Annotated in this window: 23 protein-coding genes; 12 read left to right on the top strand and 11 right to left on the bottom strand. The window is 68.2% G+C overall.

From position 1 onward, the window contains the following. The first annotated feature begins 38 nt into the window (after positions 1 to 38). The 3 genes from D7Y15_RS22810 (at position 39) to D7Y15_RS22800 (ending at position 2,909) form a co-directional block, all read left to right on the top strand. The gene (locus D7Y15_RS22810; RefSeq protein WP_121753891.1) at positions 39 to 1,091 is read left to right on the top strand and encodes a sensor histidine kinase; all 1,053 of its coding nucleotides are present in this window, start codon (positions 39 to 41) and stop codon (positions 1,089 to 1,091) included. Next, positions 1,088 to 1,873: a LytTR family DNA-binding domain-containing protein gene (locus D7Y15_RS22805; RefSeq protein ID WP_120580483.1), complete on the top strand. Its 786-nt coding sequence runs from the start codon at positions 1,088 to 1,090 to the stop codon at positions 1,871 to 1,873. The genes D7Y15_RS22810 and D7Y15_RS22805 overlap by 4 nt, the downstream gene beginning before the upstream one ends. A 103-nt stretch (positions 1,874 to 1,976) precedes the next feature. After that, the gene (locus D7Y15_RS22800; RefSeq protein ID WP_120580482.1) at positions 1,977 to 2,909 is read left to right on the top strand and encodes a PD40 domain-containing protein; all 933 of its coding nucleotides are present in this window, start codon (positions 1,977 to 1,979) and stop codon (positions 2,907 to 2,909) included. Between the two features lie 96 nt (positions 2,910 to 3,005). Here the strand turns inward: D7Y15_RS22800 and D7Y15_RS22795 are convergent, their stop codons facing one another. Beyond that, positions 3,006 to 3,812: a hypothetical protein gene (locus tag D7Y15_RS22795; RefSeq protein WP_121753890.1), complete on the bottom strand. Its 807-nt coding sequence runs from the start codon at positions 3,810 to 3,812 to the stop codon at positions 3,006 to 3,008. Between the two features lie 143 nt (positions 3,813 to 3,955). Between D7Y15_RS22795 and D7Y15_RS22790 the strand changes: the two genes are divergently transcribed. Both D7Y15_RS22790 and D7Y15_RS22785 read left to right on the top strand, forming a co-directional pair. Beyond that, on the top strand, positions 3,956 to 4,501 hold the full coding sequence (locus tag D7Y15_RS22790) for an ester cyclase (protein WP_120580480.1): 546 nt from the start codon (positions 3,956 to 3,958) through the stop codon (positions 4,499 to 4,501). A gap of 189 nt (positions 4,502 to 4,690) precedes the next feature. Further along, a complete protein-coding gene (locus D7Y15_RS22785) occupies positions 4,691 to 5,026 on the top strand; it encodes a hypothetical protein (RefSeq protein ID WP_120580479.1) in 336 nt (111 codons plus the stop codon). 72 nt (positions 5,027 to 5,098) lie between these two features. Here the strand turns inward: D7Y15_RS22785 and D7Y15_RS22780 are convergent, their stop codons facing one another. Further along, positions 5,099 to 5,719 (bottom strand): hypothetical protein, encoded by a 621-nt coding sequence (locus tag D7Y15_RS22780; RefSeq protein ID WP_233605054.1) that lies wholly within the window; start codon positions 5,717 to 5,719, stop codon positions 5,099 to 5,101. A gap of 351 nt (positions 5,720 to 6,070) precedes the next feature. Continuing rightward, a complete protein-coding gene (locus D7Y15_RS22775; protein ID WP_120580478.1) occupies positions 6,071 to 7,654 on the bottom strand; it encodes an amidohydrolase family protein in 1,584 nt (527 codons plus the stop codon). A gap of 411 nt (positions 7,655 to 8,065) precedes the next feature. Between D7Y15_RS22775 and D7Y15_RS22770 the strand changes: the two genes are divergently transcribed. Next, positions 8,066 to 9,541, top strand: coding sequence for an adenosine deaminase (locus D7Y15_RS22770; protein WP_233597406.1), 1,476 nt, complete (start codon positions 8,066 to 8,068; stop codon positions 9,539 to 9,541). A 63-nt stretch (positions 9,542 to 9,604) separates the two neighbouring features. Here the strand turns inward: D7Y15_RS22770 and D7Y15_RS22765 are convergent, their stop codons facing one another. Together D7Y15_RS22765 and D7Y15_RS22760 are read right to left on the bottom strand one after the other, a co-directional pair. After that, entirely contained in the window at positions 9,605 to 10,024 is a 420-nt protein-coding gene (locus D7Y15_RS22765; RefSeq protein ID WP_120580476.1) for a VOC family protein, read from the bottom strand. 45 nt (positions 10,025 to 10,069) lie between these two features. Next, positions 10,070 to 10,708 carry a response regulator transcription factor gene (locus tag D7Y15_RS22760; RefSeq protein WP_233597405.1) on the bottom strand — a complete coding sequence of 213 codons (639 nt, stop codon included), beginning with the start codon at positions 10,706 to 10,708 and terminating at the stop codon, positions 10,070 to 10,072. A gap of 222 nt (positions 10,709 to 10,930) precedes the next feature. Here D7Y15_RS22760 and D7Y15_RS22755 point away from each other — a divergent pair, with 222 nt between their 5' ends. After that, positions 10,931 to 13,021 carry an aldolase/citrate lyase family protein gene (locus tag D7Y15_RS22755; protein ID WP_121753889.1) on the top strand — a complete coding sequence of 697 codons (2,091 nt, stop codon included), beginning with the start codon at positions 10,931 to 10,933 and terminating at the stop codon, positions 13,019 to 13,021. A 60-nt stretch (positions 13,022 to 13,081) separates the two neighbouring features. On the opposite strand, the gene D7Y15_RS45885 is transcribed toward D7Y15_RS22755, so the two are convergent. Continuing rightward, positions 13,082 to 14,779: an MSCRAMM family adhesin SdrC gene (locus D7Y15_RS45885; RefSeq protein WP_233605052.1), complete on the bottom strand. Its 1,698-nt coding sequence runs from the start codon at positions 14,777 to 14,779 to the stop codon at positions 13,082 to 13,084. Positions 14,780 to 15,018: 239 nt separating this feature from the next. On the opposite strand from D7Y15_RS45885, the gene D7Y15_RS22745 reads away from it, so the two are divergent. Together D7Y15_RS22745 and D7Y15_RS44205 are read left to right on the top strand one after the other, a co-directional pair. Continuing rightward, positions 15,019 to 15,447 (top strand): tellurite resistance TerB family protein, encoded by a 429-nt coding sequence (locus D7Y15_RS22745; RefSeq protein ID WP_120580628.1) that lies wholly within the window; start codon positions 15,019 to 15,021, stop codon positions 15,445 to 15,447. A gap of 793 nt (positions 15,448 to 16,240) precedes the next feature. Next, on the top strand, positions 16,241 to 16,753 hold the full coding sequence (locus D7Y15_RS44205; RefSeq protein WP_139920183.1) for a hypothetical protein: 513 nt from the start codon (positions 16,241 to 16,243) through the stop codon (positions 16,751 to 16,753). Positions 16,754 to 16,784: 31 nt separating this feature from the next. On the opposite strand, the gene D7Y15_RS22735 is transcribed toward D7Y15_RS44205, so the two are convergent. Then, entirely contained in the window at positions 16,785 to 17,162 is a 378-nt protein-coding gene (locus tag D7Y15_RS22735; RefSeq protein ID WP_158624550.1) for a cytochrome c oxidase assembly factor Coa1 family protein, read from the bottom strand. A gap of 307 nt (positions 17,163 to 17,469) precedes the next feature. Between D7Y15_RS22735 and D7Y15_RS22730 the strand changes: the two genes are divergently transcribed. Further along, positions 17,470 to 17,820, top strand: coding sequence for a nuclear transport factor 2 family protein (locus D7Y15_RS22730; protein WP_120580624.1), 351 nt, complete (start codon positions 17,470 to 17,472; stop codon positions 17,818 to 17,820). Between the two features lie 197 nt (positions 17,821 to 18,017). Here the strand turns inward: D7Y15_RS22730 and D7Y15_RS22725 are convergent, their stop codons facing one another. From D7Y15_RS22725 to D7Y15_RS46425, 3 genes are all read right to left on the bottom strand, one after another. Then, entirely contained in the window at positions 18,018 to 19,352 is a 1,335-nt protein-coding gene (locus D7Y15_RS22725) for a CotH kinase family protein (RefSeq protein ID WP_158629090.1), read from the bottom strand. Between the two features lie 138 nt (positions 19,353 to 19,490). Then, a complete protein-coding gene (locus tag D7Y15_RS22720; RefSeq protein ID WP_121753886.1) occupies positions 19,491 to 20,705 on the bottom strand; it encodes a methyltransferase in 1,215 nt (404 codons plus the stop codon). Positions 20,706 to 20,775: 70 nt separating this feature from the next. Then, a complete protein-coding gene (locus tag D7Y15_RS46425) occupies positions 20,776 to 20,910 on the bottom strand; it encodes a hypothetical protein (RefSeq protein WP_255430381.1) in 135 nt (44 codons plus the stop codon). Positions 20,911 to 21,049: 139 nt separating this feature from the next. Between D7Y15_RS46425 and D7Y15_RS22710 the strand changes: the two genes are divergently transcribed. Then, on the top strand, positions 21,050 to 21,634 hold the full coding sequence (locus D7Y15_RS22710; RefSeq protein WP_158629089.1) for a hypothetical protein: 585 nt from the start codon (positions 21,050 to 21,052) through the stop codon (positions 21,632 to 21,634). Positions 21,635 to 21,683: 49 nt separating this feature from the next. Next, positions 21,684 to 22,214: a DUF3592 domain-containing protein gene (locus D7Y15_RS22705; protein WP_121753883.1), complete on the top strand. Its 531-nt coding sequence runs from the start codon at positions 21,684 to 21,686 to the stop codon at positions 22,212 to 22,214. Between the two features lie 306 nt (positions 22,215 to 22,520). Here the strand turns inward: D7Y15_RS22705 and D7Y15_RS46780 are convergent, their stop codons facing one another. Then, positions 22,521 to 22,616 (bottom strand): IS3 family transposase, encoded by a 96-nt coding sequence (locus D7Y15_RS46780; RefSeq protein ID WP_367303451.1) that lies wholly within the window; start codon positions 22,614 to 22,616, stop codon positions 22,521 to 22,523.

Genomic DNA, 22,616 nt, shown 5'->3' with positions numbered 1-22,616 from the left:
GGCGTTCCGAGCATAAGCCGGGCGTAGAGTGCGGCGTCATGGCACGTCGCGGAACCTGGCAGGGGTGGGCAGTCGCAACCGCCTATTGGTCGCTGGCCGGCCTGGCGGCCGCGAGCGAATCCCACTCCGTGGGTGGGATGGAATGGGGACATGCGCTGCTCACGTCGATGGTGGCCCACGTCCTCTGGGTGCCCCTCTCCATGGCCATCCTCGAGTTCGGGCTGCGCTTCCCACTGGAGCGGCGGCAGGTGACGTCGCGGGTCGCGCTCCACGTGGCCGGAGCGCTCGCCGTGTCGTTCATCCGCGCGGCGATGATCTTCTCCCTGGACCCCTGGGTCGGCTGGTACGCGCAGCGTCCGCCCTTCGTGGACGTGCTCGAGCACGCGCTGCTCTCCAACCCGTTCGTCTATCTGACCGTGCTCGGCGTGGCGCACGCCGTCTACTACGCGGACCAGCTGCGTCTGCGGGACACCCAGCTGGCCCGCGCGCAGCTGCACGCGCTCAAGTCGCAGCTCCACCCCCACTTCCTCTTCAACACGCTGAACTCCATCTCCGCGCTCGTGCATCGCGACCCGAACGGGAGCGAGCGGATGATCGCGCGGCTGAGCGACCTGCTCCGCGGCACGCTCGACGCCGCGGGCACGGAGGAGGTGTCGCTCCAGGAGGAGCTGCGAGCCCTGCAGCCGTACCTGGACATCCAGGGGGTGCGCTTCGCGGACCGGCTCACGGTGAAGCACGACATCGCGCAGGACGCGCTCGGCGCCCATGTCCCACACCTCGTGCTCCAACCGCTCGTGGAGAACGCCATCCAGCACGGAATCGCGCCGGGCTCGGAGCCGGGGACGGTGACGCTGGTCGCTCGGCGCCAGGGGCCCGAGCTCCACCTGGAGGTCCGTGATGACGGCGTCGGCCTCAAGGAGCGCCCGGCGGACATCTCCCAGGGCGTGCGCGGCGGCCGGGGCCTGCGCATCACCCGCGAGCGCCTGGTGCAGCTGTATGGCGGTGCGCACCGGCTGGAGCTCCGGGATGCGGTGGGCGGCGGCACCACGGTGGCGCTCGCCATTCCCTTCCGTACGGAGCCCTCTCCATGAGCGCCGCCATGCGCGTGCTCATCGTCGACGACGAGCCGCTCGCCCGTCAGCGCCTGAAGGACCTGCTGGCGGAGGCCCCCGACATGCAACTCGTGGGGGAGTGCCGCAACGGCCACGAGGCCATCGCGGCCATCGGCGCCGAGCGTCCGGACCTGGTGCTGCTGGACGTGGAGATGCCCGGGCCGGACGGCTTCGGCGTCCTCCGGGCGCTCGCTCCTGGCCCCGCGCCCGCGGTCATCTTCGTCACGGCCCACCGGGACTTCGCGGTGCAGGCGTTCGAGGCCAACGCGCTCGACTACCTGCTCAAGCCCTTCGACCGCGAGCGCTTCCGCTCCAGCCTGGAGCGTGCGCGCGACCGGCGGCGGACCGTGCCGTCCTCCCTGGACGCGGCGCTGCTCGAACGGCTCGAGTCGCTCGCCGCCCGTCCATCCGCCACGCCCGAGCGCTACGTGACGCGGCTCGTGGCCCGGGTAGGGTGGCGCATGCGCTTCCTCCCGGTGGAGGACATCGACTACCTCACGGCGGAGGGGAACTACGTCGCCGTGCACGTGGGCAAGCAGTCGCACCTCACGCGCGAGACGATGGCGGCGCTGGAGGAGAAGCTCGACCCCAGGCAGTTCCTGCGTGCGCACCGCTCATTCATCGTGCGGTTGGACCGCATCGAGGAGGTGGAGCCACTCCCTCCCGGTGAGTACGTGTTCGTCCTGCGGGACGGCACCCGGCTGACCTCGGGCCGCAGCTACCGCGCGCAGGTGCAGCGTGCGCTTGAACTGCAGACGTGAGGTTGCGTTCCACCGTTCGTCCCTGACCCTCCACGGTTCGTCACATCTCCTTGGACCGCTTCGCCGCCGCCGGGCGACGGTGCTTTCAACAAAGGAGATGCACATGCGTCGTTTCGCCAGGCAGTGGTCGATGAACGTCCTCCTCGCCGTCTCCGCGGTGGCGGTGTCCGGTGCCGCAGGGGCCCAGGGGCTGGAGTCGGAGTTCGCGTTCGGGTCGCGGCCCCGGTGCGAGCCGGGAGGCAGCCTCTTCGCGCCCGGAGAGATTTCCCTGGAGGAGCGCTCGGAGTACCGGCTCGCGCTGTCCGCGGACGGGAAGACGGCGTACTACCACGTCGACTCGGACACGCCGCCGTACCAGGCCATCTACGTGACCCAGCTGAAGAACGGCCACTGGGGGCCCGGTGAAGTGGTGTCGTTCTCGGGCACGTACAAGGACTCGGATCCGTTCCTCTCTCCGGATGGGCAGTCCCTCTTCTACTCCTCCACCCGCCCCGCGAACGGAGGCGCCGAGCGCCCGGACACAGACCTCTGGGTCGTGCACCGCGTCCGCAACGGCTGGGGAGCGCCCGAGCACCTGGGGCCGCTCGTGAACTCGCCGAGGGAGGAGCTGTACCCCAGCGTGACGCGCGACGGGACCGTCTACTTCGCGAGCGGCACGTTCGATACGGACTTCGAGATGTACCGCGTCCGGCGCCAGGGCAATCACTACACCGCGCCGGAGAACCTGGGCCCCGCGGTGAACAGCCCTGACTCGTGGGAGTACAACCCCTGGGTGTCCCCGGATGGACGGGTGCTCGTCTTCGCCTCGCTCAACCGCCCCGGAGGCTACGGACTGGGAGACCTGTACGTGAGCTTCAACGTCGCGGGCACCTGGACGCCCGCCGCCAACCTGGGTCCGTCGGTGAACACGGAGAAGGACGAGTTCCACCCCATGCTGAGCCGCGACCTGAGCCAGCTCTACTTCGTGCGGCAGACGTGGGACCCGTTCGTGCCTTCGGACTTCTACCACCTGGACACGCGCTGCCTCTGGCGCTGACAGCGAAGGCTGTGACCGGAATTGCCACGCATGGAGCCGGATTCGTAGCGAATCCGGCTACACGCGAAGGTCCTGACTGCTATCGCATCTCAGACATCAGGGGGTGCGTGCCACCTTCTGGAGGGTGAAGCTTTGCAGCCCCACTCCCTGGAGGGACACTTCCCGGAGCGCGTGTGAGTTGGATTGGACGCCTTCGGGCCGGAAGGTGACGAGGTCCACCGCGACCGAGAACGTGTGGTCGGGGAAGCGGACGGGCTTGGGGAACGGAAAATCCAGGCCGGGCGTGCAGCCCTCACCGTTGGGGCCGGCGACGACGCCGTGGCCGCTGCCCCACTTCCCGGGGAAGGCCACCAACCGGGAGAACTTCGCGTCATCCCCAGGGCCCGCCGGCCCACCGAAGCTCTCCGGGACGGGGGCCACGCCGAAGCGCTCGAAGGCCAGCTTCCCGTCGACGTAGCCCCGCACGGTGTAGGTGGAGGCCCCGTGGACAGACGGGTCCACGTAGATGGCGCCCTGGCCCTCCGCTTTCGAGCGGGCCACCACCACCCGCTCCAGCAGCTCCGACGTGCCGTCCGGCTGCGCCCCGATGAAGGTCAGCAGCATCCGGCTGCTCCCATCCGGCTCCAGCGGGTTCAGCCAGGCATCCCAGCCGGTGGCGCCCTCCAGGTGGAGGCTCACTCCTGACTGCTTGCCGTCCGTGCTCTCCACGAGCAGCCCCTCGTTCGTGGCGGACAGCTTCGAGGCGTCAATCGGGCAGCTCTCCACTCCGTCGAACCACGCGCAGCCCTTGCCCGTCGTGTCCCCGGCGATGCCCGGCGTCGCGGCGAACAGCAGCCCGACGCCCAATCCGAGTCCGAGTGCGTTACGAATGAGTGAGCCGCGGTTCTTCCAGCGCATGTCCATGGCGTTGCTCCGTCGAGAGGGGTTGGGGGCCTGCGCTGGAAAGCGATTGCACGGGCCGTGCCCGGTGGCTTCATGACTTCCCGTGTCGTGGCGGGGCGGGCATTCTCCCCCCCGCAGCAGCTCCCCCCACGAAAGAGACAGGCATGCTCACGGAGCAGGTCCGCAAGGCACGACAGAAGCTGGTGTTGGCCCATTTCCACGATGAGGTGAAGCAGGACTGGGACGCCGTCCTGTCCACCTTCCCGCATCCGCATTACGAGCTCATCCCCACCCTGACGGTGCACGACGGGAACAGCGCGGTGCGCGACTACTACCGCGACACCCGCGTGGCCTTCCCGGACCAGCACCACGAGATCATCTCGTTTCGGCACAGTGATGACGCGGTCATCGTGGAGTTCTGGCTCATGGGCACCCACCTGGGGCCGCTGGGGCAGATTCCCGCCACGGGCAACACGTTCCGGGTGCGCATGTCGGCGTACTTCATCTTCGATGAAACGGAGACGCTGGTTTGCGAGCGCGTCTACTTCGACACGCTCAGCATCCTCAAGCAGCTCGTCGGCGGGCTGGACATGAAGAACCCGAAGAACTGGCTGCTCGCCGCGCGCTGCCTCAAGGGCCTGCTGGCGATGTCTGGCGACAAGCCGGTGCCCATCCTCACCCAGACGACTCCGCCCGTCTTCAACGACTGACGCGGGCGGTGGGCCGGTTCAAGAGACCCCAGGATGTCAAGGTGGGAACCTTCTGTTCAGAATCCGCAGTCCTCCCAGGGAAATGGAAGAAATCCAGTTTGTTCGGTTTGTTCATGGATGTAGTGTTCGAGTCTGTGGATGGGGCCATCCACTCGGGGCATCCCCGACTGACCGAGAGAAAGACCAACCATGAAGAAGCTGCTCCTGGGGCTCATGCTGGCCGCGGTTCCGCTGGTGGGATGTGGTACGGGCGTGGAGGACTACCCGTCCGACAACGCGGAGATGATCTCCACCGAGTCCGGTCAGAGCATCATCCTCGACCACAACCCGATGACGTCGTCGGATGAGGCGCTGGCGTCGATGGAGTCGCCGTCCGAGGTCTCGGCGATGGGCCCGAACTGCTGGGTCACGCTCCTGTACTGTAAGTGGCCGGGCACGGACATCGGCGTCTGTAAGGACAACGGCAAGTGCACCGCCGCGCAGCTGCGCAATAACTGCATCGCGCTCTACAACAAGACCTGCTAGGCCTTTCAAAGGCTTGCAGCGGTCCAGGAAGCCCGGCGCCCACGAGGGAGGCCGGGCTTCTTGTCTGGGCGCCTACAGCCCCGTGCTCTTGAGCAGCGCGTACGCGCTCTCGCTGGGGAAGAACCCGGACGAGTAGATGTTCGCGTCCGTGACGAAGGCCTTGTCGCCCAGGATGGCCAGCTTCGGCCCGGTGGTGGAGCGGATGAACAGCGGCACCGCCAGCTGCGTCTCCGGCCAGCGCACCATGCCGTCCGTGCCGAAGGACGTGTCCAGGTCACCATTGGCCAGCAGGCGGAAGAGCACGGGCTTCGCGTACACATCCGCGAAGACGAGGATCTTCCCATCCGCCTGGATGCGCAGGCCGCTGACGTCCACCACGTCGAGCACGCCCACGGGCGCGGTGAGCTCCCGCACGCCCGCGGGGCCGAAGGTGACGTCCGGCTTGCCGTCCGCCGTGTACGCCACGAGCTTGAGCACGCCGTGCGCTTCCCCGCCGACCTTCACGTCCTGCCGTTCGCCCGCGAGCAGCAGGCCTCCATTGGGCCGCGCCACCATGGCGTGGGCCTGTCCGTCCTCGCTCCTCGCGAGGCCGCCGGTCCCGAACGTCATGTCCTGGCTGCCGCTGGAGGTGATGCGCACCGCCGCGAAGTGGTCACCCCCGCCCAGGACGACGCTGGAGCCCTGGAGCACCATGCCCTGCACGGATTCGGCATTCGTGTACGCGCCGCCAATCCAGCTGCCGGACGGGCTGCCCGCGGACTTGAAGGTCGTGTCGAGCGAGCCGTCCGCGTTGTAGCGGATCAGCGCGAAGTCCTCGTCCAGCCCGTCGGACTTCGTCAGGAGCGCCGTCGTCGCCTCCGCAAGCCCCGCCGCCCAGGAGCAGGGCGCTCGCGACCAGTGCCGCCCACGCAGTCTTCCTCACGTTGTGATTCATTCGAGATGTCCCTTCCGGTCTGTCCAGTGCCGCCGTTGCACTGGGATTACGCCGTCAGGGGCATTTATTTCCTCGGCCGGGGTGAGCGCCGACTCCACCCCGGACGTCTTTCACGCGTAGTCCGACCTCAGCTGTTGTTTCAGCGTGTCATCCAGATTGAGCTGCGCGGACAGGAGCTCCCAGTAGTCCGGCCCGCCCACGGTGGGAGCGTCGAGCGTGATGCGCCCGGCCACCCGGTCCAGGTCGGTGATGAACCCGGAGGCTTCGGGGCCGGAGGCGAAGACGTCCTGCGGCTCATTGTCGAGCACGAGCTCGAAGGGCCTGGGGGCGCCGGGGCGCAGCTGTTCGCGCTCCTCGTGGTCCATCCGCCGCCGGAAGTCCGGAAGGTCCGCCATGGCCTCATCGAGGAGGGAGCGCGCCGCTTCGAAGCCCACGTCGTTGAGGGGGGAGTCGTCCGCCCACAGGGAGAAGGCCTTCTCGACGCCGTCGACGGTCCAGGGCTCGGAGGGATGGCCCGGGTCGAAGGCGAGCGGTTCCATCAGCGCGCGGTCTCCGTAGCGGGCAACGCCATCCACGATGACGAGGCGCACCTCTTTCTCCGTGGCGGAGATCAACGCGTCATAGGGGTCGCCGTCGGTGCCCGCGATGACCAACAGGTCCGCGAGTGCGTTGGCGCGGAGCGTGCCCAACTGGGTCTGCCAGCCCGTGACCCGGGCGGCGTCCGCCGTCACCGAGCGCACCAATGTCTTCGAGGACAGGGACACGCCCTGTCGCGCTGCTTCGTGTCGGGCGACCTTCAACTCCTGGAGGAGGTTCTTGCTGCCGGTGGGGGACCAATCACAGCCCAGGGAGAACGTCACGCCCGCGCCGAGCAGGTCCGCGATGTGCAATGTCTGTCCATACAGCAGCAGGTTGCTGAAGGGGGACCACACGACCTTGGCGCCCATGGCGGCCATCCTGTCCAGGTCCGGGCGCTGCAATCCCAGACTGTGGATGCCAATCAGTGAAGGCTGGACGAGGTCATGGTCGGCCAGGTCGGCGTAGCGGCGGTGGGCGTAGTCATCCACGCCTTCGCCCAGGTGGTAGAAGTACGCGGCGCGGGACTTCAGGGCGTCGCGGAAGGATTCGATGTCCTCGGCGTCGTCATGCAGGTCCATCACGCGGGTGCTGCCCGCGGGCAGGTGGTCGTCGCGAGGTTCCTCGACGTTGCGCATGGCGCCCCGGAAGAGGGCCTCTCCGCCGGACACGCGGGTCCGGATGCCCTGACCGGTGGTCGTGCCCGCCAGCAGCGCCTTGGCTTCGATGTAGCGGACGACCGCGCGGGCAGAAGGGGAGTGGCCAGCGAGCACTCGGATGGGCAGGGAGATGCGCGTGGCGTATTCCGCGTGGCGCGGCCACTGGGTGCGATTGAGGTAGCGCTTCGGCACCCGCCACAGCGTCAGCACGTCGTAGACGAAGTGGTTGTGCAGGTCGATGAGCCCTGGATAGAGCGTCCCGCCGGTGTCGATCCTGGGGGCGCTCCGGAAGGACTCGGGGAGGGGGCCGCCCGACGGCTCGACCGCGACGATGCGGCTGCCACGGACGAGGACGCGCCCCCGTTCAATCACCTCGTCCCGGGAGTTGAGCGTCACCACCCGGCCTTCCAGGACGTAGTGGGGGACTGCTTCGGTGGGCTCGGGTGCTCCGGCGTTCATGGCTCGCCTCCCATGGCGGTGGGCCTCCCGGACTCCGGGGAGGAGCTACCGGCGGCCCCAGCAGCTTGAAGATAGGGACGACGGAGCCGGGAGGGTGGGGCGAGGGCGGGGCCGAGGGCGCCGCCCCGCGCCCGCTTCTGCCTCCGCGCGGAGCGAGCGGCGTCCGACCTGGGTCCCTCTTGAATCCATTCTCATATACATTCGAGTAAAATGAGATAGACGTGAAAATCACTTCACGTTCTCCTTGGCACCCTGTACGGAGCGCCCCGCACCTCCACAAGGATTGCCATTACCCCCATGCTCAAGTTCTCATCATTCGCCATCGTTGCCGCGCTCGGTCTGAGCGCTTGCAGTGAAGAAGATCCCGTCCCGCCTGTTGAGAAGTCGCGAGAGGAGCGGGTCAACGAGCACATGGAGTCGCTGCGAAGCGACGCCACGGCGCTCGGGACCTTCCTGTTCGAGATGCCCAAGGGCGGCGACCTGCACAGCCACACCTCCGGCGCCATCACCACGGAGAAGCTGATTGCGTGGGGCGCGGAGGACGGCGCCTGCGTGAACACGACGACCTTCGTGGCCAGCAACCCGTGCGCGGCCGGTTCGGTGCCCCTGTCCCAGACGGAGAGCGACCTCGCCCTGCGGGATGCGGTGCTGAGCGCCTGGTCCATGGAGGACCACCCGGGGCCCCTGCTGACGGCGCACCAGCACTTCTTCGACGCCTTCGGCAAGTACGGCGCGGTGCAGAACGACTCGCGCAATGACGACAGCTACGCGGACATCCTCTCGCGCGCGGGCAGGCACCATCAGGTCTACGTGGAGCTGATGCAAGGCTTTGGCGCGGGCCGGGGTGGCAGCCTCGCGACGCCGCTGTTCACGTCCACGGACACCTGGGACAAGGCGACCCTGCTGGCCAGGCGGCAGCAGCTCATCGCGCTGCCGGATTTCCAGAACGCCCTGACGGCGCAAGCCACCAGCATCGCGAACACCCTGACGGGCACTCGCACCCTCTTGGGGTGTGCCACGGCCCAGCCGGACCCTGGCTGCGGCGTGGAGGTGCGTCTCATCGTCTCCGCCAACCGCACAGCGGACCGGACGAATGTCTTCGGACAGTGGGTGTATGCCTATGAGCTTGCCCAGAAGGTGCCGGAGATCGTCGGCGTGAACCTGGTGTCCCCGGAGGAGAACGCCAACTCCCTGGCCTTCTACCAGGATGAGATGTTCGCCCTGGGCACGCTTGACGACTTCAATGACCAGGAGGTCGGCCGCAAGCTGGTCCATGTCTCGCTGCACGCCGGGGAGCTCATCCCGGCGGTGCTCACGGCGCAGGACCAGCAGCACATGACCTTCCACATCCGCGAGGCCGTGGAGAAGGCCCATGCGGAGCGCATCGGCCACGGCGCGGACGTGCTCGCCGAGACGTCTGGCGATGGCGCCGCGGACCTGCTGCGCGACATGCATGACGCGGGCGTGATGGTGGAGATCTGCCTGACCTCCAACCGCGTCCTGCTGGGCATGTCGGGAGAGGCGCACCCGCTCGCCGCCTATCTGAAGAACAACGTGCCGGTCGCGCTGTCGACCGACGACTCGGGGATCCTGCGCGGGGACATCACCCAGGAGTACGTCGCCGCCGCCACGGACCAGAAGCTCGAGTACAAGACGCTCAAGCAGATGGCGCGCGCCAGCCTGGAGCACGCCTTCGCGGAGGGCGACAGCCTCTGGGCCGCCCGGGATGACTTCTCCAAGACGGTGGATGCCTGCGCTTCCGACAAGCCGGAGCAGACCGCCGTGTCCGCCGGTTGCAACAGCTTCCTGGCCGCCAACACGCGCGCGATGTTGCAGTGGAAGCTGGAGATGCAGTTGGCCACCTTCGAGCGCGTCATCGCCCCGTGAGTCCCCGCCTTCGCGCCTCCACGTCAGGAGGCGCGAAGGCCTTGGAATTCCGGGCGCGGCGTCTCAGGTGCCTTCGTGGCCGCCGAGCGACGTGTCCCAGAAGTTCGCTTCGACCTTGTGGCCATCCGGATCCCGCACGAAGCAGCCGTAGTAGGGCGGGCCATACAGGGGACGCGGGCCGGGGGCGCCGTCATCGGTGGCTCCCGCCTTGAGGGCCGCTTGATGGAAGGCGTCCACCGCCTGCTTCGACGGGGCGAGGAAGCAGAAGTGCGTGCCATTGCCCACGGTCGCGGGCTTCCCGTCGATGGGCGTCTGGACCCAGAACTCCGGGAACTGGCGGCCGTAGGCCACCGCGTTCGGGAAGTCCAACACCCGCCGGCAGCCCAGCGGAGTGAGGATCGCGTCGTAGAAGGCCACGGCGCGCGCGAAGTCGTTCGTGCCAATGGAGACGTGGGACAGGATGCTCGGATTCTCGTCGCTCATGGCGGCAGGGATAGCACGCACCGCTGGAGCCGGACGTGACGCTCGCTACTGCGTCCCCTGAACAGCGCCGGACGGCGGCTCCAACCGGTCCAGCAGCCGGACCAGCTCCGCCACGGAGCCCACGGCCAGCTTGGCCATGGCGCGGCACCGTTGGAACCGCACCGTCTGTTCGGCCGTGCCCAGCTCCGCGGCGATCTGCTTGTTGAGCAGTCCCCTCGCCACACCCCGGCATACGTCCCACTCCCGGGGAGTCAGCGTGGAGAAGCGCAGGCGGAGCCGCTCGTGCTCGGCGTGGGCGGCCCTCAAGGTCTGGTCTCGCGCGAGCGCCTGGGACACCGCGGTCAGCAGTGCTTCCGTGCTGACGGGCTTGGGCAGGAAGTCCACCGCCCCTGCCTTCATCGCCTGGACGGCGACGGGCACGTCCCCATAGCCGCTGACGAGGACGACGGGGTGTCGCCATCCCGCCTTCCGCAGATGCTCCTGGAGCTCCAACCCGTCGAGCTCCGGAAGGCGCAGGTCCATGAGCACGCAGCCCGGTCCCTGCCAGGGCTCGCACTCCAGCATCAACCGGGGATGCACGAAGCTCCGCACCGCGTAGCCTTCCGTGTGGAGCACGCGCTCCATGCTGCGCAGCACGGGCGGATCATCGTCCACGACGAAGATGGTGGGCCGTTCCGAAATCACGGCCCACCGGTTCCAGGGGCCGTGAGCCAGGGCAGAAGGAAAGAGAGCATTCCCATGCATGGCCACCGCGATGACGCCGGCCACGCCTTCCGCCTCTGTCAATGCAACAAAGTGCTCAATGGCGGCGCCTTCGCGAAGGGATAGGAGTGCGTCACGGCCGCCTGGTTGTGTTTCTCAATTCCAGTGAATTGACCCGGGTCGGGCCTCCTGGAGCGCACCCTCATGGAAGACATGTCTCAGGCGCCGCGGCCCCCGGCCACCTGGCGCAGCCTGCTGTTCATTCCTCAGTTTGCCTTCGCGAACGCCGCGCGGTTGCCGGCGGATTGCTTCATCGTGGACTTGCAGGACGCCGTGCCCCTGGCCGCGAAGGCCGCAGCGCGAGCAGGGCTGGTGGAGGCGTTGAAGGCAGGCACCTTCGCCGGGCGTCCGGTGGTGGTGCGCATCAACGAGGCGGCGCGTCCCGAGTTGCTCGACGCGGACCTGGAGGCCTGCATCGGGCTGCCGGGGCTGACGGCGCTGATGCCCACCATGACGACGTGTCCGGAGGACCTGGATGCGCTGCACGAGCGCATCCGCGTGCTGGAGGAGGCCCGGGGGCTGCCCCGGGGACACACGCGCTTCCTGCCGCTCATCGAGACCCCGGCGGCCCTGCTGGAGGTGGGGCGGCTGGCCGTGGCGGGTGGGGGGCGCCTGTTGGGATTGATGCTCGGGCACGGCGACCTCTTCCGGCTGACGGGCGCGCTGCCGCACGCGGAGCTCACGCTCGCGCATCCCCGGAGCATGGTGGTGATGGCGGCGCGCGCGGCGGGCATCGAGCCGTTCGATACGCCGTACACGAACGTCGCAGACCGGATCGGCCTGGAGCAGCACTCGGCGCAAGGCCACGTCCACGGCTTCACGGGCAAGTGCTGCCTGCATCCGGATCAGCTCGACACCGTGAACCGTTGCATGACGCCCACGGCGTCGGAGCTGGCGTGGGCCCGGAAGGTGACGCAGGCGCAAGGGCAGGGGGCGCTGGCGACGCTGACGCGCAAGGTGCCGGGGCTCACGGCGTCCGGTGCGGGTGGCGCGGCGGAGACGGAGGGGATGGCTGTCGTTGACGGGGTGCTCGTGGGGCCTCCGCACCTGAAGGCAGCGCACCGGATGCTCGCGCTCTGTCCTCCGGCCGTGCTGGCCATGGAGGCGGAGCCTCGGGTGCGGGGACGCCGCGTGTCGCACGCGCTCCACCGCCCGCCCAGCCCGGACGACGTGCTGCCCAACCCGTACGAGATGACGGTGACGGCGGGGATGCGCGACCTGTGGGCCCAGTGCTTCTATTCACACGACCGGGTGGTGACGAGCGCGCCCTTCGCGGCCCGGCTGGGGCTGTCCGGTCCGGACGCTCCGCCCCTGCCGTTCATGATGGGCCTCTACCTGGCGTGCAGCATGTCGAGCACGCACGGCGCCATCTATCACCTGGGCTTCCGCGACGCGCGGCAGCTGGCGCCGCTGCGGGTGGGGGACACCTTCCGGCAGGAGATCCAGGTGCGCTCGGTGCGCAACACCGGAGACGGCAAGCGCGCCGTGGTGACGACCCACCGCCGCATGCTGCGCGTGGGGGACGACGTCCCCGTCTTCACGTTGGACAAGCTGGAGCTGTATCGGCGCCAGCCGGAGTCCTTTGGTCCGTCTCCTTCCGCGGCGATGCAGGGGTCGGAGGAGCTGGGGATGGCCACGGCCTTCCGGGATGCGCTCACGCGGCGGCTGGAGGACGTACCGCCGCGCGCCGCCCCCGCGACGTCATTCGAGGAGGGCGAGCTGCTGCTGCACGGCTTCGCGAGGCCGCTGGGCGTGACGGCGAACCTGGCGCTGTCGACGCAGCTGTTGGTGACGCACCCCATCCACCTGGACCATCACCGCTTCGACCTGGGGCATGGCCGGGGCGTGGTGGTGAGCGGAGGGCTGGTGGTGTCCATGACGCTCGCGGCGGCCGCGAGGGACCTGCATGAGGTCATCTGGGAGGAATTGCTCGCGGCGGACAACCTGCGTCCCGTGGCGCCGACCCAGACGGTGGGGGCGCTCTCGTATGTCCTGTCGCGCAGGCCGGTGGAGGGCCAGGCGCACCTGGAGGAGCTGGTGGTCCGGACGCTCGGGGTGACGGACCTCACGCCGTCCGAGGAGCTGGCGGACACGGTCCTGCCCCGGGCGCTGTTCCACATCGAAGGGGATCGGCCCTCCGCCTACGACGCGTTCTGCCGGGAGCACGGGCTCCAGGCACTGGAGGGCCGCGTGGTGTGTGTGGCCACGCGGCGCCTCTTGCGGCTCAAGGGCTGACCGGGGCTCCCCCGGCCTTCCCGAATCGGAGGGCCGGGGGAACGTGTGTCAGGACCGCGCTCAGTTGTTCTGGAGGGTGTCCATCGAGGGGCAGTAGGTCGCGTACCCGTGGCCGGAGACGGCGGCGCCGTTCTCGTAGGTGGCGTTCACGTCGAAAGCCACGAAGTGCTTCGCGGGAGGAGGCGTCCCGGCCTTGATGCAGCTGGGGCAGAGCGAGGCCGCCACGGGCGTGAAGGTGAGGCTCGTGTCGCTAGTGGCATACTCCTGCATGAGCGCGCCATCGAAGTCGAACAAGTACGATGCCGGTCCACCCGCCGTGGAGCCCGTCTGCGGGGTTGTGTCCACCGGTGCCTTCACCCATTCGAGAGTGGCGATCTGCGGCGGGAGTGGCCCTGTCGGAGACGGGCACTCATCCGTCTCGCCGTTGCTGAGTTCGAGCACCAGTCGCCACGGATCCGCGGCGGTCGTCGGCTCCACGTAGCCGAAGTAGGCGTGGTTCAGGGCCACCTGGTTCTCATCCATCTGGGCCGTGACGGTGGTGTCCTGGCACGTGCCCTCGCAGGTGCCGAAGGGGTCGGTGCCTGCGTCGGGAGTGGTGCCTGCGTCGGGAGTGGTGCCCGCGTCTGGCTCAGTGCCTGCGTCCGGTTCGGTGCCTGCGTCGGGTCCGTTGTTCAGGAGGCGGTCGATCGAGGGACAGTAGGTGGCGTACCCGTGGCCGGAGATGGCGCCGTTCTCGTAGGTGCCGTCCACATTGAAGGCCACGAAGTGCGACGTGGGAGGCGTCCCGGCCTTGACGCAGCTGGGGCAGAGCGAGGCCGCCACGGGCGTGAAGGTGAGGTTCGTGCTGTGAACGAAAGGAGGCCAGTCGAGGAGCGCGCCATCGAAGTCGACCAGGGTCGCGGTCGGTCCCCCCACCCCCGAGGAACCCGTCTCCGGAGTCGTGTCCACCGGCACAGTCACCGAGTAGACGTTGACGAGCTGCGGAGGGGTCGGCGAAGTCTCGGACGGGCACTCATTCGTCGATCCGTTGTTGATCTCGATCCACAGCGTCCACGGGTCCCCGGCGTTCGTCGGCTCTTCGTAGCCGAAGAAGGCGCTCGGCAGGACACGCTGGTTCCCGTCGATCTGAACCGTGACGGCGGTGTCCTTGCACGTGCCCTCGCAGGTGGTGAAGGGGTCGGTGCCCGCGTCGGGAGTGGTGCCCGCGTCGGGAGTGGTGCCTGCGTCAGGGGTGGTGCCCGCGTCCGGTTCAGTGCCCGCATCGAGCTCGGTGCCCGCGTCGGGAGTAGTACCCGCATCGGGCTCGGTGCCCGCATCCACCTCGGTGCCCGCGTCCACCTCGGTGCCCGCGTCCGGTTCAGTGCCCGCATCCACCTCGGTGCCCGCATCCACCTCGGTGCCCGCGTCCGGTTCAGTGCCCGCATCCACCTCGGTGCCCGCGTCGGGAGTGGTGCCCGCGTCCACTTCGGTGCCCGCGTCGGGAGTGGTGCCCGCGTCGGACTCGGTGCCCGCGTCGACTTCAGTGCCCGCGTCGACTTCAGTGCCCGCGTCGACTTCAGTGCCCGCGTCGACTTCAGTGCCCGCGTCGAACTCGGCGCCAGCATCCAGCTCGGTGCCTGAGTCGGGCGGGGTGCCTGCATCGGGCCTGGTGCCCGCATCCGGCGGTGTATCGCCGTCATCGGAGCCACAAGCTGAAAGGGTAGGTACGACCGCGAGGGAGAATATCAACAGGGGGAGAATCGAGAGTCGCAGGGTCATGCCGCGGATTGTCACGGGTTCAGTGACGAGAAGCGAGGGGGCTTGGCCTTCTGCGTCACCGCCTCGTGGCGACAAGCCTGAATTGTCCCCAACCCGTGTTCCTCGTGCGGGGACCGGCGTCCGGCTGAAACCGTTTTCGCTCCTCGTGGGCCGCCACTATCCTGCGTGAACGAGCAGTCCGGCTCCGTGGCCGGCGGTGAGCCCTCCGCCAGCCGAATGCCGCCTACCCAGGAGATGACATGTCGAGCGAGTACCCCCAGGAGCAGTTGCTGGCGTTCGTCCAGGCCATGGCCAACGTGGCGGCGAGCGACGGCCGCATCACCGAGGAGGAGCGCCAGCAGCTCGACGAGGTGGTGCTGAACATTGGCCTGTCGCCCCGCGACCCGCAGGTCGCCGCCATCATCGAGGCGGAGTTCCAGAAGCCCGGCCGGCTCACCGACATCGTCAGCAAGATTGAAATCCGCGAACTGCGCGCCTCCCTGCTGCGCATGCTCGTCGAGGTGGCCTGTGCCGACGGAGAGCTCGCGGCCGAGGAGCGCGCGTCGGTGAAGGAGGCCGCCACCACCTTCGGTTACGACGCCTCGGTCGCCGACGAGCTCGTCAACTGGACGCTCGACTCCATCAAGCTCGATCAGCGCGAGCGCGACATCATGTCGAAGCTGCTCTGACGAGCCGCCCGCATTCCCAGTTCCTGTCGCCGCCGACCCCCGCGCGCTGTGGCTGCCGAAAAACAGAGGCGCTCGGAGGTCGCGGCCATCCACGAGGTCCGCGACGTGCCCGGGACGCTCAACGGCTCCAGCGATGGGGGCTCCCGTGGACATCTCGAACACCGCCCCCGCCACGTCTCGATGCAGCTGCCGAGGGTGCGGCCAAAGCCCCTCCGGCGCATGCCCGCGACAAAGAATCGCTCGCCCACGACCCGGAGGCCGGAGACCGTGCGCAGCACACTCGGGCCGTCGTTGTCCAAAGTGAGCCGCTCCTCGCTCGAGCCCGCGACGTCGTTGCGAACCTTCAGCACGCCGTCATAGCCGAGGTAGACGGCACGTCCCGATCCTCCAACTCACGGGCGACGCCGGCAACGTAGAGAGAGCCGTCGTCCAGTGCGGCGCCGTAGTTGAAAAGAAAGGGGCACGTCGCGGGGGCTGCGTTCATGAAGCGTCTGATGCGGATGCTGGCGAGAAGTGGCGCCGCGTATGCCCCGCGATTGGAACCGATCAACATGCGTCATGCATCCGCCGAGGCAGCGTCGATGCGAGTGCGGCGAGCGTTGGCGTACTTGAACGAGGCGGGAAGAGTGCGAGCGAATCTGGAGCACCTTGGGCTTACGGCTCTGGCGGCCCGCGTCAGCAGCACTTCTTGTGTGTATGCTGTCGGCTCGCGATGCCCCCGAGAGCGGGTGTTTCCATGCGCTCATCGAAGGCAGGCTGCGCGTTGTCGTGCCTGGCGCACGAGGAGAAAACCATGAAGCGTATTGTCTCGACGGTCGTTGGATGCGTGCTGTTCCTGGCATGTAGTGTGCCCCCGGAAGAGAGCGGGGTGGAGCCTCTGGGAAGTCTGTCGTCCGCGTTGTGCAACACGTCGACCCAGTGCGGAACCGGTCAGGTGCTCCAGTGTTCGGGGAACATCTGTAGCTCCATTTCCGCGACTTCGATCACCTGTGATGGCATCACCGTCACCTGTAGTGGTAGCGGCGGCAGTGAATGTGTCATCAATGGTGTTGCGTACCCGCACGGTTCGGAAAACCCATCCAACCCTTGCCAGTGGTGCTACGCCAACATCAGCACGACGTCCTGGACCCACGCCCCCGACGGCGAGATCTCCACGTCGGTGTGCAAGGGGAGCGACCCCATCGGCACCTGTGGGCTCAACGAGTGCAGGGGGCGGCCCTGTGACCCGAACGGAGACTGGCAGGAATGTGTGGCGCGCTGCGCGAACGGGCAGATTTCCTGCGGCTTCGGTACCGGCGACAGCTGAAGCCGGCCCGGCGCTGGGCAATGTCGTGCACTCAATGCCGGCTGTACCCCCCGACGTCCACCGCTTCGCCGTTGTCCGCCACCACGCGCAGCCGGCTGAATCCCCAGACGTCGTCGGTGCGCACGGCCTTCACCTCCAGCCGGCCGTCCTGCCTGCTGCCGGAGAGGTTGATGGTCATGTTCGCCTGACCATCCTTGTTCATGAGGTTGAAAGAGCCGCTGAAGAAGCTGCTCGCGCTGATGGGCGCCCCCAGCAGCCTGACGACCCCGGGATGGTTCTCCACCCGGGAGATCGCCTCGGCGTAGGGGAGCTCGGACCGGATGCCGAGGCACATCAGGCCTCCGCTGCCGCAACACAGCAGCGGCAGGCCCAGCAGCCCCGCAAGCACCCACTTCGTGGTGGACGACATTCCCTGTTCCTGGCGGCGACGGGGCATGCGGTACGTCCTTTCCAGTGTGCGAGTCCTGTGGAACGCCTCCTAATGCTGCCCCAGGCCCGGCGAAAGTCGGGCTGGTCCGCGGAGGCCATGGGGGCACGCTTCCCTTTCCCAAACGCTGCTCGTCGGCGTGGTGGGTTGTGAGCTGGATGGTCACAGCCATCGGGCGGCGTGAAGCGGGTCCTTGCGCGAACAAGCCTGACACAGGGTTGTCCGAAGCCGGGAGGATGCTCACGTCCATGCTCGACGGACTCTTCCGTCGAGCACCTGGAGGCCGAGCATGAAACGTCCCGTGGAAGTGGTGCAGGCGTACTTCGATGCGTGGAGCGCGAAGGATGAGTCGATGCTGCGGGACACGCTCGCGCCCGACGTGAGCTTCGTCGGCGCGCTCGGCAAGGCGGAGGGCGCGGAGGCCTGCGTGAAGGGGCTCGTCAACGGCATGTGGAAGGTGTCGCCCCAGGTGACCGTGCTTCACCGCTTCGTGGACGGCGACGACGTGATGACCTGGTTCGAAATCCATCCCTCGGGGCACGAGCCCGTGCCGGTGGCGAACTGGAGCCACGTCGAGAGCGGGCGCATCACCCGCATTCGCGTCACCTTCGATCCGCGCCCCTTGCTTGAGAAGCGCTGAGCCCGCGCTTCCCTGCTTGCCCCATGGGCAGATGCGCAAGGCCCGGGGCGCTCAAGCGCTCCGCGACGCGATGAGCGCGAGGTTGCGCGGAGGGCGGTCTCAAGCGCTCCGCGAGCAGTGGAATCTGTCCACTGCGCACTCCCTGCGTACTGTCGGGCTGGGCCGGGTCGCGAACGCGCACCCTCACCCGCCCTGAATCAGTGGAACTCCTCGTCCAGGAGCGCCCAATGGGCATCCACCCAGTCACGGAGGTACTTCACCTCGTCCTCGAAGCCGAGGAGGTCCGTGCGCTGGTTCCATCGCGGGAAGTGGCGATAGGCCTCACCCCAGTGTGTTTCATCCTTCCGTGCCGCGCGGTCGACCTCGGCGGCATAGGTGGCGATGAGCCCCTGGACGACGTCCCGGTGGAGTGTGGTGTGGAGCAGCGTGTGGAGGCGCTCGCGGAGGGGGTGGCGGATGGCGGGGTCCTCCAACATCCGGGCGAGCAGGAGGTTCTCCACCGTGAAGGAGGCACTCACGTCCGGGGCCTGTCGCGTGGTGTCCCAGTTCTGCCCGAAGCTCGCATCCAGGTCCCAGGGGATGTAGCGCCAGCGCCGCGCCTGCCCTTGCGCGCGGAAGTGGTAGGCGTTCTTCGTCACGGAGTCGGACAGCGCCGCCAGTCGCACCAGGATCCACCAGTCCTCGTAGTCCTCCACCTGCATCCAGGCGCCGCGCTCCGCGCGGAAGCGCTCCGCAGGGGTCCCCGCCACGAAGTCGGTGAGCTGCTCGATGCTCGCGTAGGCGCCGGCTCCCTCCTCGGGCTCGCCCTCCTTCTTTTCGTAGCCCAGATGCAGTGAGGCCTTGGGCCTGCCGGACGCGTCCCGCCGGGAGAAGTTGGCGTCGGGGCCCACGGCCTTGAAGAGCTCTCCCTGGACATCCATTCCCTGCGCGGAGAGCGAGTGACGGTCGACGTGGTCCGCCACCGTGTAGAGCCCGTGATAGCGCCCGTTCAGATAGACGACCGCGCTGAAGGTCTTCACCTGGAGGTGGTCGGGAGACATGAGGCCCCACAAGGTGAAGCCCAGCCTCGCGCGGAGGTATGAGTTGTCATTGAAGGAGCTGATCAACACCACCTTGCGCCGGCCAGAGAAGCCAGCCGCGAGCAGGGGCTCGTCGAAGGACTGCCCGTCGCGGAAGTCGAGCGTGAAGCTGCGCTTGGGGAAGTCCTTGGACGTCGCGCCGCGATACCGGGCCCGGGAGACGTAGCAGCGGCCGCGATAGAAGACGCGCGCCGCCTGGTAGTCGTCGTCATCCGGCAGGGAGTCCGCCACGTAGAGGTGGAGCACCGGCAGCCCATCCTCCTCGACGTAGCGGCGCGGATCCTGTCCCAGCGAGAGAGCGGCGTCTTCGCGGGCGGCGCCCTCCGTCCCGGTGCATTCGGGAACGGCGGACCCCCAGGGCCCCTGGGGCTGGCAGCCGGACGCGGCCACTCCCAGCGCCAGCACCAGCAGGGCCGTGGCGACGTGCGGGGACCCCCGCCTCGCTTGTCCCATTTCCTTCCTCCTCGCCACGAAGCGAGCCATGCGTTCGCCCCAATATGGCTCCCCAGGTGGCGGTGGGTCGTGTCCCCGGGGACGAGGCTCTTGTCGTCCCGCCATCACCTCAGCTCGGGCGCTCGGCCCGGCACGGGCTCAAGCGCTCCGTGACGCGATGAGCGCGAGGTTGCGCGGAGACAGGCGTGGATCGAAGAGCTGGAGGAACTCGACCTGGAAGCCCAGCTCCTCCAGGAGGAGCGCGCGATCGAGCAGGAGCACGACCTCCAGCGCCCGTGCGAAGCGGTCCCTCAGCAGATGGCAGAGCAGGAGGTCTCGCGTCTCGGCGCGAACAGACACCTCGAAGGCCTCCAACTCGGCGTCCGTCATGTTCGCATCGAGGCCCAGTCGCTCCAGGCGGTCCCGCGCGTAGGCGGCGAAGCGTCCGGCATAGAGCGCCCGGGGCGCGTCTCCTGCCCTGACGAAGCCGCGCTCGGGAAAGCGTTGCCTCGACAGGAGATGGAACGCGAAGCGCCACGCGTACACCTGCTTCATCCGCGCGAACTCCACCTCGGTCTTGTGATGCCGTCCCCGCGTCGTCAGCGCCAGGGCATGCGGGGTGAAGGGCAGCGGATGGGCGCCTCCGAAGCGGGAGACGGGGAAGTCTCGCGGGGCCTCCAGCTTGTCGTAGCAGCAGCCGATGTTCAGGACGAAGCCCGCCCCCTGGCTCTTGCGGAGCTGCGTGAGGGCGAGCGGTCCGCAGGTGTGCAGACCGATGGAGGCCCGGTCCCGGCCGGAGAAGAGCGGATCGATTCGCGGTTGGGGCCCGTCCTCGACGGAGGCTTCGATGAAGCTCAGGGTGTCCTCACCCGGGGAGGGGGTTCTCCCCAGCCACCGCCGTCCCTTGTCCTGCAACGCGGCGTCCCGGTCGATGCTGTGGAAGGTCCACCCGAACGTCCGCACACAGAGGCGGGCAAGATGTCCCATGCCGCCGCCAATATCGACCGCCTGCTGGATGAAGCGCGTCCTGGGCGCGAGCAGGGCGAGCACCCGCTCGAGCTCGTGGGTCTTCTTGACGCTGAGTCCCTGCGTCTGCGCGACCGTCAGCGGATGAGCGCCCTGGTGCCAGGGCAGCGCCGTCAGCTCCTGGAGCGCGCCCACCAGCGCGGCCAGTGACGGAGGCGGTGCGCCCACGAGCACTCCTTGGTCCAGCTGTCGCTCGTCCGCTTCATCGAGCGACCGGGCGTAGGCCAGCCAGTCCTCGGGAAAGGCGGCGCCGGACCCAGGCCAGCCCTGGAGGATGGAGCGGGACCAGAGAGGGGACCAGGGCCGGAGTTGGTGCGTGAGCGCCTCGAGTCGCGCCTGGAAGTCCATGTCCGCGCATCCTACCCGGGCTCCCACATGACACAGCGTCTCCGCACCACAGGTCGCTCTCCTCGGTCAACTACTTGAGGACCCGGAGGTGCTTGCCCACCTCGACATCCCGGCTGTCGCGGGCGAGTGAGCCAGGCAGTGGAATCTGTCCATTCAAGTCGTTGTGATAACAGGTCTTGGACAGCTCGATATCGCCCAGCCACATGTCGAATTGTCCCGCAGGCTCCATCCGCGGGCACGCCGCCCAGGGGCCGAAGCGCCGCGCGAATTCTTCGAGCAGCCGCTGCCGGACCCCGGCGGGAGCGTGCTCCCCTTTCGCATAAGCTCCGCGCCCCGTGCCCACCATGCCCGCTGACGCGTTCGCTCAACAGGTTCGGCAACACCTCACCTCGCTCCAGGTGGCCTCGGATGCCATCCTGGAACCGCTCCTGGAGGCATTCCGCCAATTGGAGCCAGAGCCAGAAATCCTGGCGCTGAAGGGCGCGCTGGAGAAGTCCTTCGCCATGTACGCCGGAAAGGTGAGCGCGGCGGACCGGTTGTCGGTCCTCCAGTTCTCCTGGATCGGCGCGGATGTCGCGCCCTGGGTGCCCACGCAAGCCTGGGGTGCTGGCTACGCCGGGCACACGCTCCAGGATGGCGAGTTCCGACCCGAGCGCGTGCTCTTCCGAGAGCTGGAGGGCTTCGACCCCTCACCGCTGCCGCTGCTGGGAGACGCGGCGGAGGACCCAGCGGTCCAGGACCACGCGCGCTTCGATGAGCTTCGGAGCCTGTTCCTCCTGCGCAGCTTCGAGTGGACCTCGCTCGCCCTGGCTCGCGCGGTCGACAGCCCGGAGTTCCGCGGCCTGCCGACCACCGCGCCCTTCTACTTCTTGGGGCGAGGGGGCCACGACGAGCCGCGTGTCCTGCTCCACGCCATCCTGGCTCGATGACCCGGTGGCTCCTTGCTTCAAGAGCCTGCTGCTCCTCGACTTCCAGTGAGTGGTCAACGACCGTGCCATCTCCTTCCTTTTCGTGGAGTCTGACCAGGGGGCGCTGCTCGCCACCGCCAATGCCACGGGGCTGTTCTGTATGTTCGCGCCCGGCGTGCTCATCCTCGCGTTCGTGGCCTACCAGTCCATGAAGCTGGTGCGCTTCCAGCGCGGCGCCTTCCTGCTTCCGGCAGAGGTGAGCTGGGTCGCGGGGGGAGAGGACTTCGAGTACCACTTCAAGGAGGGCAACGAGCTGGCCAGGTTGCGCGACAAGGAGTTCCGTCGCAGGCACATGTTCCAGCTCTGGGTTCTCATCCGCCCGGAGGACGGAGGGGAGCCCCTGGAGATCGGGCTCAGTACGGGCAAGGCCTCCAAGTTCAAGCATGGAGACAGGGTCCAGGTGCTCTACAACCCGAAGCAGCCCCGGCACGCGGTGCTGCCCGGGGAGAACCTGTGGGTGGGCCTGAGCATCCTGGGGAGCATCGGGCTCGTGGTTCTCGGTGCCCCCTTTCTTGTCGGGATGCCGGGCCCCCGTTGGTAGGACCCGCCGGCGCGGCACCGTGAGTGAGTGAAGTCGTTGCCCCATGGTTTCGCGGGGCGAAATGCAAAAGAAATCGCGGCCCGAATTCCTCCAGACGTGGGGGGCGCTCACAAGCCCTTGGAGGAAACTCGAATGGCGCCAGTCGGCGGAGCGGGGACGCGTCCCCGGACAGCGGCAGGTCAGGCGAACAACACCGGGAGACCGGACCAGGTCCGTGACACTGTGCAGAAACCACCGTCGGACGTGGAGGCGGCGCTGAAGGAGCTTGAGCAGAATGGGCCTGCTCCGGTTCGGTGGACAGGTTGACTACGCTGCCAGCCTCTTGGTTGCGGCCCTCCGCTCGTATTCCACTGGGCTGACGTAGCCCAGGGCGGAGTGGCGCCGCTTCCGGTTGTAGAACAC

Source organism: Corallococcus sp. AB030 (assembly GCF_003668965.1).
GTDB lineage: Bacteria > Myxococcota > Myxococcia > Myxococcales > Myxococcaceae > Corallococcus > Corallococcus exiguus.
Note: the sequence above shows the minus strand (reverse complement) of the source record. Positions and strands in the feature narration are given on the sequence as shown.

Coding starts and splice junctions, on each gene's coding strand:
- D7Y15_RS22720 (WP_121753886.1), bottom strand. CDS start 20,705: ATGGACTTCCAGGCGCGACTCGAGGCGCTCACGCACCAACTCCGGCCC.
- D7Y15_RS22790 (WP_120580480.1), top strand. CDS start 3,956: ATGCTCACGGAGCAGGTCCGCAAGGCACGACAGAAGCTGGTGTTGGCC.
- D7Y15_RS45885 (WP_233605052.1), bottom strand. CDS start 14,779: ATGACCCTGCGACTCTCGATTCTCCCCCTGTTGATATTCTCCCTCGCG.
- D7Y15_RS22805 (WP_120580483.1), top strand. CDS start 1,088: ATGAGCGCCGCCATGCGCGTGCTCATCGTCGACGACGAGCCGCTCGCC.
- D7Y15_RS22710 (WP_158629089.1), top strand. CDS start 21,050: ATGCCCGCTGACGCGTTCGCTCAACAGGTTCGGCAACACCTCACCTCG.
- D7Y15_RS22770 (WP_233597406.1), top strand. CDS start 8,066: ATGGAGTCGCTGCGAAGCGACGCCACGGCGCTCGGGACCTTCCTGTTC.
- D7Y15_RS22735 (WP_158624550.1), bottom strand. CDS start 17,162: ATGTCGTCCACCACGAAGTGGGTGCTTGCGGGGCTGCTGGGCCTGCCG.
- D7Y15_RS22800 (WP_120580482.1), top strand. CDS start 1,977: ATGCGTCGTTTCGCCAGGCAGTGGTCGATGAACGTCCTCCTCGCCGTC.
- D7Y15_RS22785 (WP_120580479.1), top strand. CDS start 4,691: ATGAAGAAGCTGCTCCTGGGGCTCATGCTGGCCGCGGTTCCGCTGGTG.
- D7Y15_RS22775 (WP_120580478.1), bottom strand. CDS start 7,654: ATGAACGCCGGAGCACCCGAGCCCACCGAAGCAGTCCCCCACTACGTC.
- D7Y15_RS22755 (WP_121753889.1), top strand. CDS start 10,931: ATGGAAGACATGTCTCAGGCGCCGCGGCCCCCGGCCACCTGGCGCAGC.
- D7Y15_RS22795 (WP_121753890.1), bottom strand. CDS start 3,812: ATGGACATGCGCTGGAAGAACCGCGGCTCACTCATTCGTAACGCACTC.
- D7Y15_RS22780 (WP_233605054.1), bottom strand. CDS start 5,719: ATGGTGCTCCAGGGCTCCAGCGTCGTCCTGGGCGGGGGTGACCACTTC.
- D7Y15_RS22810 (WP_121753891.1), top strand. CDS start 39: ATGGCACGTCGCGGAACCTGGCAGGGGTGGGCAGTCGCAACCGCCTAT.
- D7Y15_RS22730 (WP_120580624.1), top strand. CDS start 17,470: ATGAAACGTCCCGTGGAAGTGGTGCAGGCGTACTTCGATGCGTGGAGC.
- D7Y15_RS22745 (WP_120580628.1), top strand. CDS start 15,019: ATGTCGAGCGAGTACCCCCAGGAGCAGTTGCTGGCGTTCGTCCAGGCC.
- D7Y15_RS46425 (WP_255430381.1), bottom strand. CDS start 20,910: ATGTGGCTGGGCGATATCGAGCTGTCCAAGACCTGTTATCACAACGAC.
- D7Y15_RS22725 (WP_158629090.1), bottom strand. CDS start 19,352: ATGGGACAAGCGAGGCGGGGGTCCCCGCACGTCGCCACGGCCCTGCTG.
- D7Y15_RS22765 (WP_120580476.1), bottom strand. CDS start 10,024: ATGAGCGACGAGAATCCGAGCATCCTGTCCCACGTCTCCATTGGCACG.
- D7Y15_RS44205 (WP_139920183.1), top strand. CDS start 16,241: ATGAAGCGTATTGTCTCGACGGTCGTTGGATGCGTGCTGTTCCTGGCA.